This window comes from Brevibacillus sp. M2.1A, assembly GCF_013284355.2.
In the GTDB taxonomy this organism is placed as follows: domain Bacteria; phylum Bacillota; class Bacilli; order Brevibacillales; family Brevibacillaceae; genus Brevibacillus.
In genome coordinates, this window is the sequence record NZ_JABSUY020000001.1 from 2,865,577 (window position 1) to 2,881,123 (window position 15,547).

Here is a 15,547-nt window from a genome sequence, read left to right on the forward strand (position 1 = left end):
AAACGAAAACAAGAGGAGAAGACAGATGAACAAACGTGCATGGATCGGTGTAGGTAGCTTTGTAGTCAGCATTGCAGTACTTGGAACTGTATTGTTTGGTTCAAATGTGAGTAGCATGGCAGGTCAGAATACAACGAAATTAGCAGGTGTAATCGAGGGAACAGAGGTAGACCTCTCTTTTAAAATGGGCGGTTCCATCGAACAGCTCTCCTTAAAAGAAGGAGACGAAGTAAAGGCAGGTCAAGTAGTTGCCACGCTAAGCAGCGCGGAAATCCTTGCGAAGAAAGAACAGGCTGAGGCTGCTTACAAGCTCTCACTCGTCAGACTTGATCAGGCAAAAAAAGGAGTATCAGTGACGGATAACTCCAGCAATGCTCAAGTCGACCAAGCAAAAGCAGCAGTAAACTCGGCGCAAGCGCAGCTTGACGCGAACAAAAATGGAGCGCGTTCGGAAGAAATTACGCAGCTCGAAGCGAAATTACAAGCAGCACAAACTGCGAATCAAATTGCCGCGACTAATTTGGAACGAATGAAAAAATTAATGGCGGAAGGCGCCGTTCCACAAGTGAAAGTGGAAGAGGCGCAGATGCAAGCAGATAAAGCTCAAGCGGAGTTTAAAGCAGCAGAAGAGCAGTTGAAAATGGCTCAAACTGGATCGCGCAAAGAGCAAGTCGATGCCGCACAAGCACAACTGGATCAAGCAAAAGCTGCATACAACCAAGCGGTAGCAGGGAGAGGTCAGGTAGGCTTGAAGGAGCTGGATGTTAAATCCGCAGAAGCGAACGTCATGCAGGCAAAAGGTGCACTGGCAGAAATGGAAGCCTATGTGAACAACACCAAGCTGACAGCTCCAGTAGACGGTATTGTAAAATCAGTAGCCGTTCAAAAGGGAGAGCTGGTTTCGCAAGGCTTCACCGTCTTGACGATCCAAACGAAAGCAGACAACTATGTCAAATTTTATGTGAATGAATACATGCTGGCGAATGTGAAAACAGGCGATCAAGTGAAATTGTTTGTCCCAGCCCTGAACAGAGAAGTAGACGCCAAAGTGGTTACTGTAGCTCCTGCTGCTGACTTTGCCGTGAAAAAAGCGACACAAGAACTCGGTGATCGTGACATTCGTTCCTTCCAGGTGAAGCTGCTGGTGTCCGATCCGGAATTGCGTCCAGGTCTGACGGTTGAGTGGCAACTTGAAGGAGCTGGTAATGGTGAATAGTTTCTCTCACCTATTTTGGAGCGAATGGAAAAATCTTTTTGCAAACAAAACCATTCGCAATATTCTCTTTCTCGTTCCGCTAATTTATTTGACGATGTTCGGCTTTCTGTACAGTGAGAAAAAAGTAATGGAGATCCCCACTGTGATGGTGGATGCCGATCAAACCGAATTGAGTCGTGAGCTCTATCGCGCCTTTGAGGTCGATCATACATTTCGGATCACGTCAATCGTAGGAACAGAAGAAGAAGCAATGAAGTTGGTTGACAAGGGCGAAGCAAATATCGCCCTGATCATTCCTGCTGGATTAGAAAAGGATGTGAAGGCTGGGAGAGAGGCAGAGGTACTGACTGTTATCGACGGCAGTAACATCATGATTTCGAATACGGCAGTTCGAGCAGCAAATACAGCGATTAAGTCTGTTTCAGCAGGAACCACGCTGAAGAAGATGGAAGCACTCGGCGGCTGGGGAGAAGAAGGGAAAAACATGTTTACGGGTATCGACTATCGATACAGAGTGTTGTACAACCCGACCTTCAGCTACCTGTCCTTCATGGTATTCGGTCTTGCAGGTACAGTGCTTCAACAAGTGCTGTTTCTCGGAATCGTATTGTCGGTTGCCCAACAAAAAGAAGAGGGTACCTGGAAGGATACACTCTCTCGCCATGGCTTCTTCGCGATCACAGCGAGCAAATTGTTGCCGTACTTTCTGGCAGGGACACTCAATATGTTCCTTGCGTTTACTCTGATGTTAAAAGGTTTTGATATCCCTTATTACGGAAGCACGTTTGACCTAATGCTACTGGCTACCATGTTTAACTTGGCGGTATTGGCTATCGGTTATGCCATCTCCTTTGTATCCAGCAGCCAGCTCCAAGCTACACAGATCGGGATGATGATTGCCGTACCTTCTTTCATGCTATCAGGTTATACATGGCCACTGATGTCGATGCCAACAGGGATTGCTGCAATTGCAAAATCTTTGCCACTGACCTATTTCCTGGATGGTGTCAGAGAAATTTTGACGAAGGGCCACGGGCTGTCAACAGTCATGGACGACTTTATGGTTCTCGGCTTCATGACACTCATCGGGTTGTTCGCAGCCTATGTGATTTATTTGTTGCAGATAAGGAAAATGAAGGGGAAAGTTAGAGAACAAACGGCTGTAGAAATATGAGAATTTGGCTGCGCCAGAGCTATGGCGTAGCCTTTTTTTACTTACATGCATCTTGTTTGGCAGTCAGGCTGCATAAAAATAACCCTTGTGTAATAAATAATCCTTCCTTTATACTTATTATAAAAAAGGCAGATTCTTCAACACTAGGGGGACTTTATGTCAGCGACTCATCTAAAGCAATTGTGCGAGGAGACGTACACCAAGTTGAAAAAGGTCAGCATGGAAGTGGAACGTTTTTTGAATCAGGTTACCTTATCTGCTCTAGTATCTGCGTCACGTGATCCTGAAGAATTTGAAACGTATTACCGTAACTATCTTTCCGACTTGCGCCACCTTTTGGTCTACTGCGAAAATGCATACGAAAGGCTGGGAGTATCACTCCGACGCGCACGATTCCATGAGGAGTTTGCCGAGGAAGTATTGTATCAGGTCTACCATACCTGTATAAATAACTTCTACTATCCAAAAGGTGAGGTCTACGAAGAAGATGGGCGGTTGGCCTATACAGGTCAGGACTGTATCATTTTCCGCAAGCAGGTAGTCCCTGAGTTGCAGGAGTTGACCTTGTCCCTGGCCAGAGTGTTCGAACAGATGCGTAATGATCTTCAATATTATGAGACCGACTACATTGCGAAAAAAAGTATGCAAATAGAAAAAGCACAGGCCTAATAAGCCTGTGTTTTTCTTTGGTTTCCCAATCAGGGATGAACCCTGATGGAAGTCCTATTATTTATAAAAGTGTAGCGTAATGGATAATGGCTGTGTACATTATGCTTCGAAGTACTCACTTTTCTCCTCATCAAAAGAGAGAGGAGAGTTCATGAGAAAAAAACGAATTTCCTCAATGCTTAATCCCATTTTTCGTGCTGTAAGGATTAGATCGATCCATTCCTTATCCAGGAGATCTTTAGGAGACGGAGTGGTTTTCATGTTAGTTCCCCTTTTACCCTCCTTTTGTAAAAACAAATAAAATACCCAAAAAATGGTTGGAAAAAGATAGGTAAAAAGCTTATATCAGAAATGATACTTAATTCAGTTTCATATGTAAATCTAGTATTTGTGACTTTTGTTTTAAATTCATGCAAAAAATAATAAGCCACCACTATTTCAGTGCTGGCAACAATGTTATTTATGTCGATTTAACCGCCATTTATTGTACTCCAAAAATTCCCGAAACTGTTCTTTACTTACCCCGGATTTCATAGCCTCTTCGATCAGCTTGTACCATTCTTCATCAACATTCTCGCTTGAAGGAATATCTTTTTCCTGAAGCAATGTGTCTACTGTCACATTTAATACTAGTGCGATTTTCTCAAGAAATTGAATAGAAGGATTTCGCTGAATGCCACGCTCGATTGAACTCAGATAAGACTTGGCGACACCAGCGCGTTCAGCTAAATCAGAAAGAGAAAGGCCTTTGTCTATTCTAAGCTGCTGTATACGCGAGCCGATCATGTAATAGCCACCCCTTTAAATCTCTTCGTTTATTATAACGTCAACATAGCTGAAACACAACTTTTTGTGGGACTAGTCCTGTGTCGTTTGGCTCATTTATTCGAATTGAACCTACTGACACTGCTAAAAAATTACCTTTCTACTAGATGAAATGTAGCCCCATTATGGCTAAGTATCTATAATTGTGGTTGTTCTTTATAAGAAACGCGTTGTTCGTTATTAAGGTTGAGCAAAAACGAGATATTCAGACGTTATTCAACAAAATAGTCGATTTTCGCTGTTTTTGGTCTATTTTTAGAGAAAATTGATATTTTACATTCTTTTGCTTGTACAGGATACTAATTTCAAATCGTTCTTTATAAAGAACAAAACGAACAAAGTGTTCTCTATAAAGAAAGTTTCGAATTTGAACGGCGTTTACTGCTGTCGATTTGAAATGGATAGGAATGCACAGAAAAACGTACAAAAAAAATCGGAGAGGAGAGATCCATTCTGCATGCCAATTTGTCAGAAGCAGTAACGGTAATCTGCCTGCTAATTGTAATAATTATACTATTTTTTATGGGGATCTTGGTGATTAAATCAAGGAACTTGTTGATAGAAAGGAGAACGCGCGTTTACCTGAGACAGTTTCAAGACTACTTCACGTATATCCAGTCTCATATGGACTCGCCTGAGAGATTGAAACCGCCTTACTGGCAATTAAATCGTTTGGAAATGAGAGTTCTGCAACAAAAACTCATTGAATGGATCGAATCTCTAACAGGAAGCCACCGAGAGAAAATGATTACACTATGTGAGGATATAGGACTCGTCAAGCAAAACCTCCGAAGGCTGTATAGTCGCTTCCATTGGATAAGGATCGATGCAGCGTACTTTCTAGGAGCAATGCGGTCGGAGGAAGCTGTACCAAGACTTCTACAATTGCTACAGACAAAAAAACTCGATCCCACTCATTTTATCATCGCGAGATCTATCGCTAAGTGTGCGAGAAATCTGGAGGATATAAGGAACATGCTGATGCTCCTTGTAAAACATCGAAAAAGCAATCATTACCTTGCCGTTGACATCATGAAAGAGACAGATCTCGATTGCACACCATTATTGCTTGAATGTTTGCGAAGTACGGACAAGGATTTGAATAAAATCGCTTTGATTGGATGGTCTGCTCCTTTAACCGCGGAGATTGCCGATTTGGTATATCGGCAGATCGATTCGGAAGACAAGGAAGTCCGCATCCAGTCAATGAGGTTGCTGTTCAAATATGATGCTGTTTTGGCAACGGCATTATTCGAGTCCTTGATGAAGACGAACGATATGGAAGTTTGTCAGAATACTGAAATGATTGAGACGTATGCCAGTTACAAAAAGCAAATCAATGAGGATGAGCAGGTGGACAAGAAAAGCCGGTATGTTTATGCCGTGTAACTATACCTGAAAGGAGTTTGACATGAGGGACTTTTTGCAAGCATACGGGATCTTTGCTGTTTATTACGTAATCGTGATTGAGACGCTCTATTTAACGATTCTAAGCCTGTCCATCAAAAATATTTTTTCCATCATCAAAAGCTCCATGTATTCTCGCTTTCAGTCACTCTCTGGATCAGAGTACGTACCACAAATTTCGATTCTCGTTCCCGCTTACAATGAGGAATTGACCATCATTGAAAACGTTCGTTCGCTTCTCGCGCTAGATTATCCCAAGTATGAAGTCGTTGTTATTAATGACGGTTCCAAAGACGAAACGTTGCAAGTTTTGTTACAGGAGTTCCAGTTAACTCGCACAGAGTATGCAGGGGGCTCCAGAGTATTGGAAACCTCCAACGTACGAGGCGTTTATTACAATCCGCAATATCCGAATTTATATCTCATTGATAAGGAAAACGGAGGAAAAGCCGACTCGCTAAACGCTGGGATTAATCTTTCCCATTATCCATTGATTGCTTCCATCGATGCTGATTCCTTATTAGAAAAGGACGCGTTGATCCGCATCGCCAAGGTGTACATGGAAAACCCTGAAGAAACGGTCGCAATCGGCGGCATAGTCCGAATTGCGAACGGTTGTGAAATCGAGGATGGAATGATAAAGAAAGTCAATCTTCCTAACAAAATTTTGCCTATGTTTCAGTGTGTCGAATACCTAAAGGCATTCCTAGGGGGAAGGATCGGTTGGAGCTCAATCAACGGACTGATTATTGTGTCTGGTGCCTTTGGGGTATTTCGAAAAGATTTCGTTGTCAAAGCCGGCGGTTATCGAGGGGGATATCCCGGCGAGGACATGAACATTATCATCAAGCTTCATAAATATATGCTTGAAAATAAACTTCCATATCGAGTGGCTTTTTGCCCTGATGCCGTTTGCTGGACCCAGGCTCCTGATACCTTGAAAATACTTGGCAGCCAGCGAAGAAGATGGGGACGTGGCAACCTTAAAAACATGCTGGAGTACGGTATTTATATAGTAGGCCGTCCCAAGTACAAAGTTGTAGGGCTGATTACATTTCCCTATAACATCATTTTCGAAACGCTCAATCCTTATTTCAGGTTTACCGGTTTTTTGGCTCTGCTGGGATATACATTGATGGACATGACTCAATGGAGAATACTGGCTATCTATGCGCTGCTGAATCTCTTGTTTGGCGTGCTGCTCGGGATCGGTTCTCTTTTTATGGAAGAGCTGGCCTTCAAGCGTTACACAAGATTTCGCGACAACCTCAAGATGTTGGCATTCCTCTTCTTCATGTTTCTTGGATATCAGCAGTTGGGAGTCATTTGGAGATTTCTGGGGCATATCGAGTTTATGCGCAACAATAACACATGGGGAACCATGACGAGAACAAGCTGGAAAACATAGAGAAATAAGGCACAGGAGGGAGATACCATGAGTCAGATTGCAAAAGCGTATTCGTTTCCTTTATTTCAAGCCTTTGAACATGTGCTTACCTTCTATGAGTCGAGTCAGTTGCCATGCGGGATTATTCTGGCTGTCACGAATGGAAGCAGTGAGGAAAAGCTCCAAGATTTGAAAATGTCTTTGGCAAAAGCAGAGGGGTTTACGGATATCCATTGTTTTTACGACAAACAAAGCAGCATTCTGGGAATTCTCCTTGGCGATCAAATGCTAGGCAATACTCATTTCTATTCTCTCTTCATCAAGGAACAGCTACAGACCCAACAACTGTTGGCAGGGCCAGTATTCATCGCCAGCTTCCCTGAACAGGGGGAATCAGCAGCACAAGTTCTAAGTGGTATGGTACAGGAGATTACTGCTGGAAAGGGAAGCGCTGGTGAGATTCACATATACAGCGGTAAAAGATCATCGGAAGAAAAGAGAAGTCTTTTGCTTGTTTCGCAAGATGAAACTGTGAATGAGTTTTTACGCATCTATTTACAAAGAAAAGGTTACTGCGTTTATTTGGCGGACAACGGGAGAGAAGCGTGGGAAAAATACAAACGATTTTTACCGGACGCTGTTATCACCGATGTCAATTTGGCCATTGAAGACGGTTACCAGCTCATCGGCAAGATCAATGCAGTTGAGCATGGCACCAAAATCGTGGTGTTAACCCACAAACGGTTGGAAGACGACAAGAAAAGATCATTCGAGCTGGGAGTCTCAGATTATATAGCGAAGCCATTTTCACCAGTGGACCTGGAAGCACGAGTGAGAAGTCTATTGTCTTAAAGATAGATAAAAGGGAGGAAGAAAAAAATGAGCTACTTCACAAAATTGAAGCAAAAAATGGAATCAAAAACCGTAAAAGTCGGGGTAATTGGTCTTGGGTACGTTGGTCTTCCCCTCGCTATGGAAATGGCAAAAAGCGGTTTCTCTGTTTACGGCATCGATTTGGACCAACGGAAGGTAGAAACCTTGCTTGCAGGGAGGTCGTATATTCAGGACGTTCCTTGCGATGTGATCCAATCAAGCCTTTCTGCTCAGCGATTCTTCCCGACTACTGATTATCGGGTGCTCAAGGAGCTGGATGCCGTCAGCATATGTGTGCCAACGCCGCTCAGTGAAAATCAAGATCCGGATACGTCCTTCATTAAGGGAGTTGTCCGTGAAATTATTAAATATAAAAAGAAAAACCTTCTGATTACGCTTGAGAGCACAACTTACCCGGGGACGACAGAAGAATTGATTCAATGGGAGTTCGAAAAGCTGGGTCTGACCGTCGGAAAGGATTTCTTTCTTTGCTTCTCTCCTGAGCGAGTAGACCCAGGTAACTATTCCTTCAACACACACAATACGCCAAAAGTAATCGGGGGAACCACGCCGAAGTGCTTGGAGTTGGGGGCCTTGTTGTATAGCAATTTGGTTACGAATGTAGTAACGGTTTCTTCTCCGAAGGTCGCTGAAATGTCTAAATTGCTGGAAAATACATTCCGGAGTGTAAACATTGCCTTTATCAATGAAATGGCTATGATGTGCGACAAAATGGGCATCGATGTGTGGGAGGTTATCAAAGCTGCGTCAACGAAACCGTTTGGCTACATGCCATTTTATCCAGGTCCTGGAATCGGTGGGCATTGCATTCCGCTTGATCCGATGTACCTCTCATGGAAGGCAAAGGGCTTCCGTTTTCATAGCAAATTCATCGAGCTGGCACAATCGATTAACGACAATATGCCAGACTATGTGATCAATAAAACAGCACAGGTACTGAATCTTTATGCCAAATCAATCAAAAACTCCCGGATTCTCATTTTGGGGATGGCCTACAAGCCTGACATTGATGACCTACGTGAATCCCCAGGCTTGCATATATACGAGCTGTTCTTGGAAAATGGGGCACGTGTGGATTACTACGATCCTTATGCACAAAGCTTTGTAGACAAACGCGGGAACACAGTTCGTTCCATTCCGCATGACTTGGAACAAATGAAAAATTACGATTGCATGGTACTCGTTACGAATCATAAGAGCTTTGACTATCAGGAGTTTGCTGACCTGGGTGTAGCCATCATTGATACACGAAATGCTTTTGACAGCATAACAGGTCAACACATTTACAAGCTGGGGAATCCGGCAAGGATGCACGCCGAGGAAGAACGAGTCGTACTCCTGGCTTAATTAGAAAACTGGCTGATGATTACGGAATAGGGAGGCAATCGTATGTGCGGTATCGTGGGATATATTGGTGAGGGGCAAGCGCAAAAAATCCTGACAAATGGTTTGCAGAAGTTGGAGTATCGCGGCTATGACTCGGCTGGTGTCGCAATATTTAACGGTGAAAAAATGGAGATTTGCAAGTCGAAAGGAAGGCTGGCCGTTTTGGAAGAACGGCTCGTCCAATCTCCTATGCGAGGTTGTTTGGGAATCGGACATACGCGTTGGGCCACTCACGGACGTCCATCCGATGAGAACTCACATCCGCATACGGATGAATCGGGAAAGTTTTCTGTTGTCCATAACGGTATTATCGAAAACTATCTGGAAATCAAGCAGGAGCTTTTGGACCATGGTGTCACGTTTACATCCGAGACCGATACAGAAGTCATTGCTCATCTCATTGCTGTACTATACGAAGGCGATCTCGTTACCGCGGTTCGAAATGCAGTACTGCGTATGCGCGGAGCATATGCTCTCGGGGTTATTTGCGAGTACGAACCAGATAAAATGGTGGCAGTCCGATTGGCAAGTCCATTAATTATCGGGGTAGGCAAAGGAGAAAACTTCATTGGCTCCGACATCTCTGCTGTACTTGAGCACACACGCGAAATTGTCATCTTAGAAGATGGGGAAATGGCGGTTCTCAAGAAAGACAGTGTTTCTCTCATGAAAGTGGAAACGAGCGAACCGCTTCAACGAGAGTTATTCCGCGTAGATTGGAATGTGGAACAGACGGAGAAGGACGGTTTTGAGCACTTCATGCTAAAAGAAATTTACGAGCAGCCAAATGCATTTCGGAACACGCTGCTCAACCGGATTGACGAGGACGGAAAGCAAATTGTTTTAAAGGATTTTCAACTACATCCAGAACAAATCAATCGGTTTGAGAAAATATTCATCGTAGCGTGCGGAACCGCTTATCATGCAGGGTTGATCGGCAAGAATGTGATCGAAGAACTGGCGAGGATACCGGTAGAGATCGATGTCGCTTCAGAATTCAGATATCGCCGCCCTATTATATCTGAAAAAACGTTGGTCATTGTCGTGAGCCAGTCTGGTGAAACAGCTGATACGCTGGCAGCGTTGCGGGAGAGTCGACGCCTGGGAGCCAAGGTCTTGGCCATCACGAATGTACAGGGCAGCTCCATTGCCCGTGAAGCCGATTACGTACTTGCTACCTTTGCCGGGCCGGAAATTGCTGTCGCTTCAACGAAGGCGTACTCCTCTCAGGTAATCGTTTTTTACCTGCTCGGATTGTATCTGGCTCAGGTGAAGGAGACGCTTACCGAAACAGAGCGGGAATTCATGATTGCCAATCTGCGACAGCTGCCTGAGCAGGCTGAAAAGGCACTCCAACATGCGGATGATATTCGCGTCTATGCCGAGTCTATCCAAAATCATGCCAGCCTGTTCTTTATCGGTCGAGGCATTGATTATGCTGTGGCGTTGGAAGGGTCCTTGAAGCTGAAGGAAATTTCTTACCTTCACTCAGAGGCATACGCTGCAGGGGAATTAAAGCATGGAACGCTGGCTTTGATCGAAGAGGGTACGCCTGTCATTGCCTTGGTGACACAAAAAGAGCTGCAAGAAAAAATGGTTAGCAATATTACAGAAGTGAAGGCCCGAGGTGGGAATGTGTTAGCGATCACATTGGAAGGGAATGTCGAATTGCACCGAAATGTTGACGAAGTGTGCTTTGTGCCTGCGACTTTGCCTGTATTTACCCCCATCCTGTCCGTTATTCCGCTGCAGTTGATCTCGTATTATACTTCTCTGGCATTGGGTAATGATGTAGACAAGCCACGGAATCTTGCCAAAAGTGTAACCGTTGAATAAAAAATATGATTTGGAAGAATCCCGGAACAGCCAGCTTATTGGAGTGAACGGGATTCTTTCCCCATTTTGACTTGTCGGATTTACATTTATTTCCGTAAGGGGCTGAAGTGTCCATGATGGATTCCACTGACCAAACTCTTGATCAAAAAACGTTGATAGAAATCATGCTTCAGGTTTACGAGAAAGGTCAACAGACAACGACAATGGGAACGAGAGATATTGTTGAGGATATTGTCAACAGAGTAAGGCCGTACTTCAAAGAAGCCAAATAAGTCGATCTGATAGGAGGATCACATGACTAGTCGTTATGCAATTGTATTGGCAGCGGGAAAAGGGACACGAATGAGGTCTGCGCGATGCAAAGTGCTCCATGAGGTTTGTGGCAAACCAATGATCCAGCATATTGTCGACCGATTACATGGTCTTGGCATCCATGAGATTATTTTGATTGTAGGGCATGGGTCCGAGCAAGTGAAAAAGCAATTCGGTGCTTCTGTCCGCTATGCTTACCAGTCCGAGCAATTGGGGACTGCCCATGCAGTGATGATGGCGGCTGACCTCCTGCATGACAAACAGGGAACAACGATCGTGTTGAGCGGGGATACACCATTGGTGAGGGAGAAAACACTGGCGCAACTGCTCGAGCAACATGAAACTCAACATGCAGCAGCAACTGTATTAACAGCACGCGTAGACGATCCTACAGGGTACGGGCGATTGATCCGCAACGCAAACGGTCTTGTAGAACGGGTCGTGGAGCACAAGGATGCAACAGCCGAAGAACGGCTCGTATGCGAGATCAATACAGGAATGTATTGTTTCGACAACCAAAAGCTGTTTCAAGCCATATCTCGAGTGAAAAATGATAATGCCCAGAAAGAGTATTATTTGCCTGATGTTTTGAGTATTTTAAACGAGCAAAACGAGCGCATTGGGGCTTTTATGACCGATGATGCGGAAGAGGGGGGCGGCGTGAATGACAGAATCCAGCTGGCTTGCGCCGAGAGATTGCTCCGTATGCGAATCAATGAGCAGCATATGCAAAACGGGGTCACGATCATTGATCCAACCTCCACCTATATTGATGCCGATGTGTGTATCGGACCTGATACGGTTATTCATCCGGGAACGTACCTTCGCGGGAAAACAACGATAGGACCGGCTTGCGTCATCGGACCAAATGCAGACGTAAGTGATTGTATCGTAGGGGATAACGTAGAAATTCGCTACTCAAATGTATGTAATAGCACGATTCGAGATGGAGCTGTGGTTGGTCCTTATGCCTATATTCGTCCAGGTTCAGATGTAGGTGAGGGGGCGAAAGTCGGAGATTTTGTCGAACTGAAAAATTCACGTCTCGGGAAAGGTGCAAAGGTTGCTCATCTCTCGTATATTGGTGATTCTGATATTGGTGAACATGTAAACGTAGGGTGCGGTACAATCACTGTCAACTACGATGGCGTCCACAAGCATAAAACGATCGTTGGTGATCACGCCTTTATTGGTTGCAATGCCAACTTGATCGCTCCAGTTACCATCGGAGAGGGCGCTTATGTAGCCGCAGGCTCTACGATCACAGATGATGTTCCGAACGACGCTTTGGCCATCGCCAGAGAACGTCAGAGCATCAAAGAGCAGTATGCCAAACGGTTGATGACAACCCGCCCATAATCGCAGTCAGTAGGAGGATGTCTTATTTTTACAGCTAGCATAGAACCAGAACAAAATCGATCAAGCAAAAAAAAGCTACTGCTTGGTTTTTTGATCATCATCATACCAGTCATCGCAATCATCGCTTATTTGTATAAGACTCCGCCGATGATCGCGACCTGGATTTGGAATACGCAGCTCATTGTTACAGAAAGAGAAGAAATCATCGCATTTGCCAAGCAACATGACGTCAATCTCATTTATTTGCATATTGACCAAGAAAATGTTGCCCATCAAGATTATCGTTCCTTTATTAAGGAAGCAAATGCATCCGGCATTCGCGTGGATGCTCTTGCGGGAGATCCGGTCTGGTCTCTCATTTCTAATCGAAAAAGTATTACCACCTTCTTAAACTGGGTTCAGACCTATAATAAATCAGCAGGAGAAGGTGAAAGATTTAGCGGCCTCCATCTCGATATAGAACCTCACGTACTACCCGAATGGAATGAGAATAAAGAAGTAATCAAAAACGAATGGGTAGCCAATATCGAATACTTGTCCGCGGAAATCAAAAAGGACCCAGCGTTGGAGCTAAGTGTCGATATTCCGTTTTGGATGTACGAGCTGTCGCTGGCAGACCAATCGGAAACGGTCAGCAAGTGGCTGGTCAGCACGCTAGATCATGTAACGTTAATGGCCTACCGCGACAGGATAGAGGGACCGAACGGGGTATTGGAAATTGTGAACCCGATCATGAACGAAGCGAACGGTCACAAAAACAAAGTGGTCGTAGGCCTTAACCTGCTGCAAAGCGCAGAGGGAGAAAACACAACCTTTTATGAGGAAGGGCATGGCGGATTGGAGGAGCAGCTGGCCGTTCTCGAAGATAATCTCGAAGAATTTGGAGGCTACGCCGGATACGCCATCCATGATTACGAGAAGTGGAAGGAACTGGTCAAAAAAAGCGAAGCCCAAATGGAAGCAAGCAAAGCGGCAAAACCGATGCCTGTATTCGAAGGTGAAGGCAAGAAGCTGGTTGCCAAAGTAGACGGCGGGGATATTGCCCTCTATAACGGGCAAGGCTGGGAACCCGTGTTTTGGGCGGGAATCAATCTGGGTGCAACGACACCAGGGCACTATCCTGGAGAGCTCTCCCCGACCCGCGAAGATTACTTGCGCTGGTTTTCACAGATGAAAGAAATGAATAACAAAGTCGTCCGCATTTATACAATTCTACCTCCGATTTTTTATGAGTCATTACATGAATTCAACCAAAAGCAGGAAGAGCCGTTGCTCCTACTGCAAGGAATCTGGTCGCCGGATGAAGCGCTCGCGGGTGAAGATCGGAAAGGACGGGATGCATTTACTCCCGAGATAACCAGAGATTTTCGCCAGGAGATTAAAGACGCTGTACAAGCAGTCCATGGAGACGTGACTCTCCCGGAGCGGTACGGTCGTGCCAGCGGTGAATATCGAACAGATGTGTCGGAATACTTGGTAGGGTGGATACTCGGTACCGAGTGGCATCCGTATACGGTACAGGTGACGAATGCAACAAATCTGGACATGCCTCCTTATCAGGGAAAATATATCATAACAACGGAAAAAGCGTCTCCTTTTGAAAGCTGGCTTGCCTCCATGCTTGATTATTTGGCTGAGGAAGAGATGAAATATGGATGGCAGCATCCGGTATCGTTTACAAATTGGCTGACGACCGATCCGCTGTCGCATCCCAACGAGCCGCTGCCGCAAGAGGATATGGTCTCGATTGACCCGATGAATCTGAAAGCCTCGGCGGAATGGACAGCTGGTTACTTTGCCGCATATCATGTCTATCCGTATTACCCGGACTTTTTGCGATATGAGGGAAAGTATCAAACGTACCGGGATTCAAGCGGCAAGATAAATCCGTATGCCGGCTACCTGCGTGATTTGCGTGCCCACCACAAAGGAATCCCATTGTTAGTTGCCGAATATGGCGTACCTAGCTCGCGAGGAATGACTCATTATGGGCCTGCTGGACGGAATCAGGGAATGCATACGGAACAAGAGCAAGGCGAGATGAACGCCGATATGCTGCGCAGTATTTTTGAAGAGGGTTACGATGGTGCACTTTTATTCGCATGGCAGGATGAATGGTTCAAATTTACTTGGAATACGATTGACCTGGAGCTGCCTTGGGAACGGAGGGCAATGTGGAACAATCCGTTAACAAACGAGGAGAAATTTGGCGTCATCGCGGTCGAACCTGGTAATTACGTATCTGACCAGATCATCCTTGATGGGAAAACAGCAGATTGGGAAAAAAGACTTCAGCGTGTCAAACGTGCTTATCCCGGATTTGATCTCTCTGTTTCACACGATGAAGCGTACCTGTATCTCATGCTAAAGAAGAGCGAAGGGGTTTGGGATTTCTCAAAGGACAGGCTGGATATTGGCTTTGATACGCTGAGTGGTGGGAGTCGAACAGCTGATCAAGCACCAGGAATTACATTTTCCCAAGAGATCGAATTTTTATTGCGAATGCAAGGGGAAAGCAATTCTCGCATTTTTGTCAATAGCGCCTATGATCAGCATAGTTGGCTATATGGGTATATCAAGGGAATGCTGCCTTGGGATGAACGTTATGATCAAGCAGATAGGGGCATATTCTTGCCATGGAAGCTGACACTCAACAAAGCATTGTATTTACCGGAAACCAAGAAAAAAATGCCTTTCGAAGAGTTGGAAGTGGGCATCATGAAACCAGGGATTTCCGATCCAGAAGATCCGACGTACAACTCATTGGCGGATTGGTATGCAAAAGGCAATGTTTTGGAAATACGTATTCCTTGGATGTTTCTGGGGTATACTGACCCGAGTAGCAAACAGGTTTGGAAATACCCGTATGAGGCGAATGGAATCGTTCCAACCGAAAGTAAAGGGGTTGGTGTGGAAGTATTTGCACATTCCAATCAAAAGCCATTCTCTCGGGAAGCTTCCAAACCACTCTTGTACCAATGGGACAAATGGGATTTGCCAACGTACCATGAACGAAAAAAGCTGAGCTTTGAGATTTTGCGCAAGGCGTACAAAGCATATGGTATGCCAAGGCATGAGTAAC

The 15,547-nt window shown here is 45.0% G+C and carries 13 protein-coding genes and 1 pseudogene; 12 read left to right on the forward strand and 2 right to left on the reverse strand.

Annotated elements, in window-relative coordinates:
- Window positions 1-25 precede the first annotated feature (25 nt).
- The 3 genes from HP567_RS14140 to HP567_RS14150 all read left to right on the forward strand — a co-directional run bounded on the left by HP567_RS14140 (window position 26) and on the right by HP567_RS14150 (window position 3,059).
- Entirely contained in the window at window positions 26-1,216 is a 1,191-nt protein-coding gene (locus HP567_RS14140) for an HlyD family secretion protein (RefSeq protein WP_173609803.1), read from the forward strand.
- A complete protein-coding gene (locus HP567_RS14145; protein WP_173609802.1) occupies window positions 1,206-2,390 on the forward strand; it encodes an ABC transporter permease in 1,185 nt (394 codons plus the stop codon). The genes HP567_RS14140 and HP567_RS14145 overlap by 11 nt, the downstream gene beginning before the upstream one ends.
- Window positions 2,391-2,546: 156 nt before the next feature.
- Window positions 2,547-3,059, forward strand: coding sequence for a DUF3907 family protein (locus HP567_RS14150; protein ID WP_173609801.1), 513 nt, complete (start codon window positions 2,547-2,549; stop codon window positions 3,057-3,059).
- 99 nt (window positions 3,060-3,158) lie between these two features.
- Here HP567_RS14150 and HP567_RS14155 read toward each other — a convergent pair whose 3' ends face one another.
- Window positions 3,159-3,320 (reverse strand): anti-repressor SinI family protein, encoded by a 162-nt coding sequence (locus tag HP567_RS14155; protein WP_173609800.1) that lies wholly within the window; start codon window positions 3,318-3,320, stop codon window positions 3,159-3,161.
- A gap of 195 nt (window positions 3,321-3,515) precedes the next feature.
- Window positions 3,516-3,845 (reverse strand): helix-turn-helix domain-containing protein, encoded by a 330-nt coding sequence (locus HP567_RS14160; RefSeq protein ID WP_048032327.1) that lies wholly within the window; start codon window positions 3,843-3,845, stop codon window positions 3,516-3,518.
- Window positions 3,846-4,628: 783 nt separating this feature from the next.
- Between HP567_RS14160 and HP567_RS30010 the strand changes: the two are divergent.
- The 9 genes and pseudogenes from HP567_RS30010 to HP567_RS14200 all read left to right on the forward strand — a co-directional run.
- A pseudogene (locus HP567_RS30010) lies at window positions 4,629-4,766 on the forward strand (HEAT repeat domain-containing protein); the annotation flags it as partial.
- A 93-nt stretch (window positions 4,767-4,859) separates the two neighbouring features.
- A complete protein-coding gene (locus tag HP567_RS14165) occupies window positions 4,860-5,273 on the forward strand; it encodes a hypothetical protein (RefSeq protein WP_229088024.1) in 414 nt (137 codons plus the stop codon).
- A 22-nt stretch (window positions 5,274-5,295) separates the two neighbouring features.
- Window positions 5,296-6,699 carry a glycosyltransferase family 2 protein gene (locus tag HP567_RS14170; RefSeq protein ID WP_173609798.1) on the forward strand — a complete coding sequence of 468 codons (1,404 nt, stop codon included), beginning with the start codon at window positions 5,296-5,298 and terminating at the stop codon, window positions 6,697-6,699.
- Window positions 6,700-6,726: 27 nt separating this feature from the next.
- Window positions 6,727-7,530 (forward strand): response regulator transcription factor, encoded by an 804-nt coding sequence (locus HP567_RS14175; RefSeq protein WP_173609797.1) that lies wholly within the window; start codon window positions 6,727-6,729, stop codon window positions 7,528-7,530.
- A gap of 27 nt (window positions 7,531-7,557) precedes the next feature.
- Window positions 7,558-8,919, forward strand: coding sequence for a nucleotide sugar dehydrogenase (locus HP567_RS14180; protein ID WP_173609796.1), 1,362 nt, complete (start codon window positions 7,558-7,560; stop codon window positions 8,917-8,919).
- A 42-nt stretch (window positions 8,920-8,961) separates the two neighbouring features.
- Window positions 8,962-10,794 carry a glutamine--fructose-6-phosphate transaminase (isomerizing) gene (glmS, locus tag HP567_RS14185; RefSeq protein WP_173609795.1) on the forward strand — a complete coding sequence of 611 codons (1,833 nt, stop codon included), beginning with the start codon at window positions 8,962-8,964 and terminating at the stop codon, window positions 10,792-10,794.
- A 113-nt stretch (window positions 10,795-10,907) separates the two neighbouring features.
- Window positions 10,908-11,066: a hypothetical protein gene (locus tag HP567_RS14190; protein WP_157966782.1), complete on the forward strand. Its 159-nt coding sequence runs from the start codon at window positions 10,908-10,910 to the stop codon at window positions 11,064-11,066.
- A 22-nt stretch (window positions 11,067-11,088) separates the two neighbouring features.
- Entirely contained in the window at window positions 11,089-12,465 is a 1,377-nt protein-coding gene (glmU, locus tag HP567_RS14195; RefSeq protein ID WP_173609794.1) for a bifunctional UDP-N-acetylglucosamine diphosphorylase/glucosamine-1-phosphate N-acetyltransferase GlmU, read from the forward strand.
- A 90-nt stretch (window positions 12,466-12,555) separates the two neighbouring features.
- Window positions 12,556-15,546 (forward strand): hypothetical protein, encoded by a 2,991-nt coding sequence (locus HP567_RS14200; RefSeq protein ID WP_173609793.1) that lies wholly within the window; start codon window positions 12,556-12,558, stop codon window positions 15,544-15,546.
- Window position 15,547: the final 1 nt, after the last annotated feature.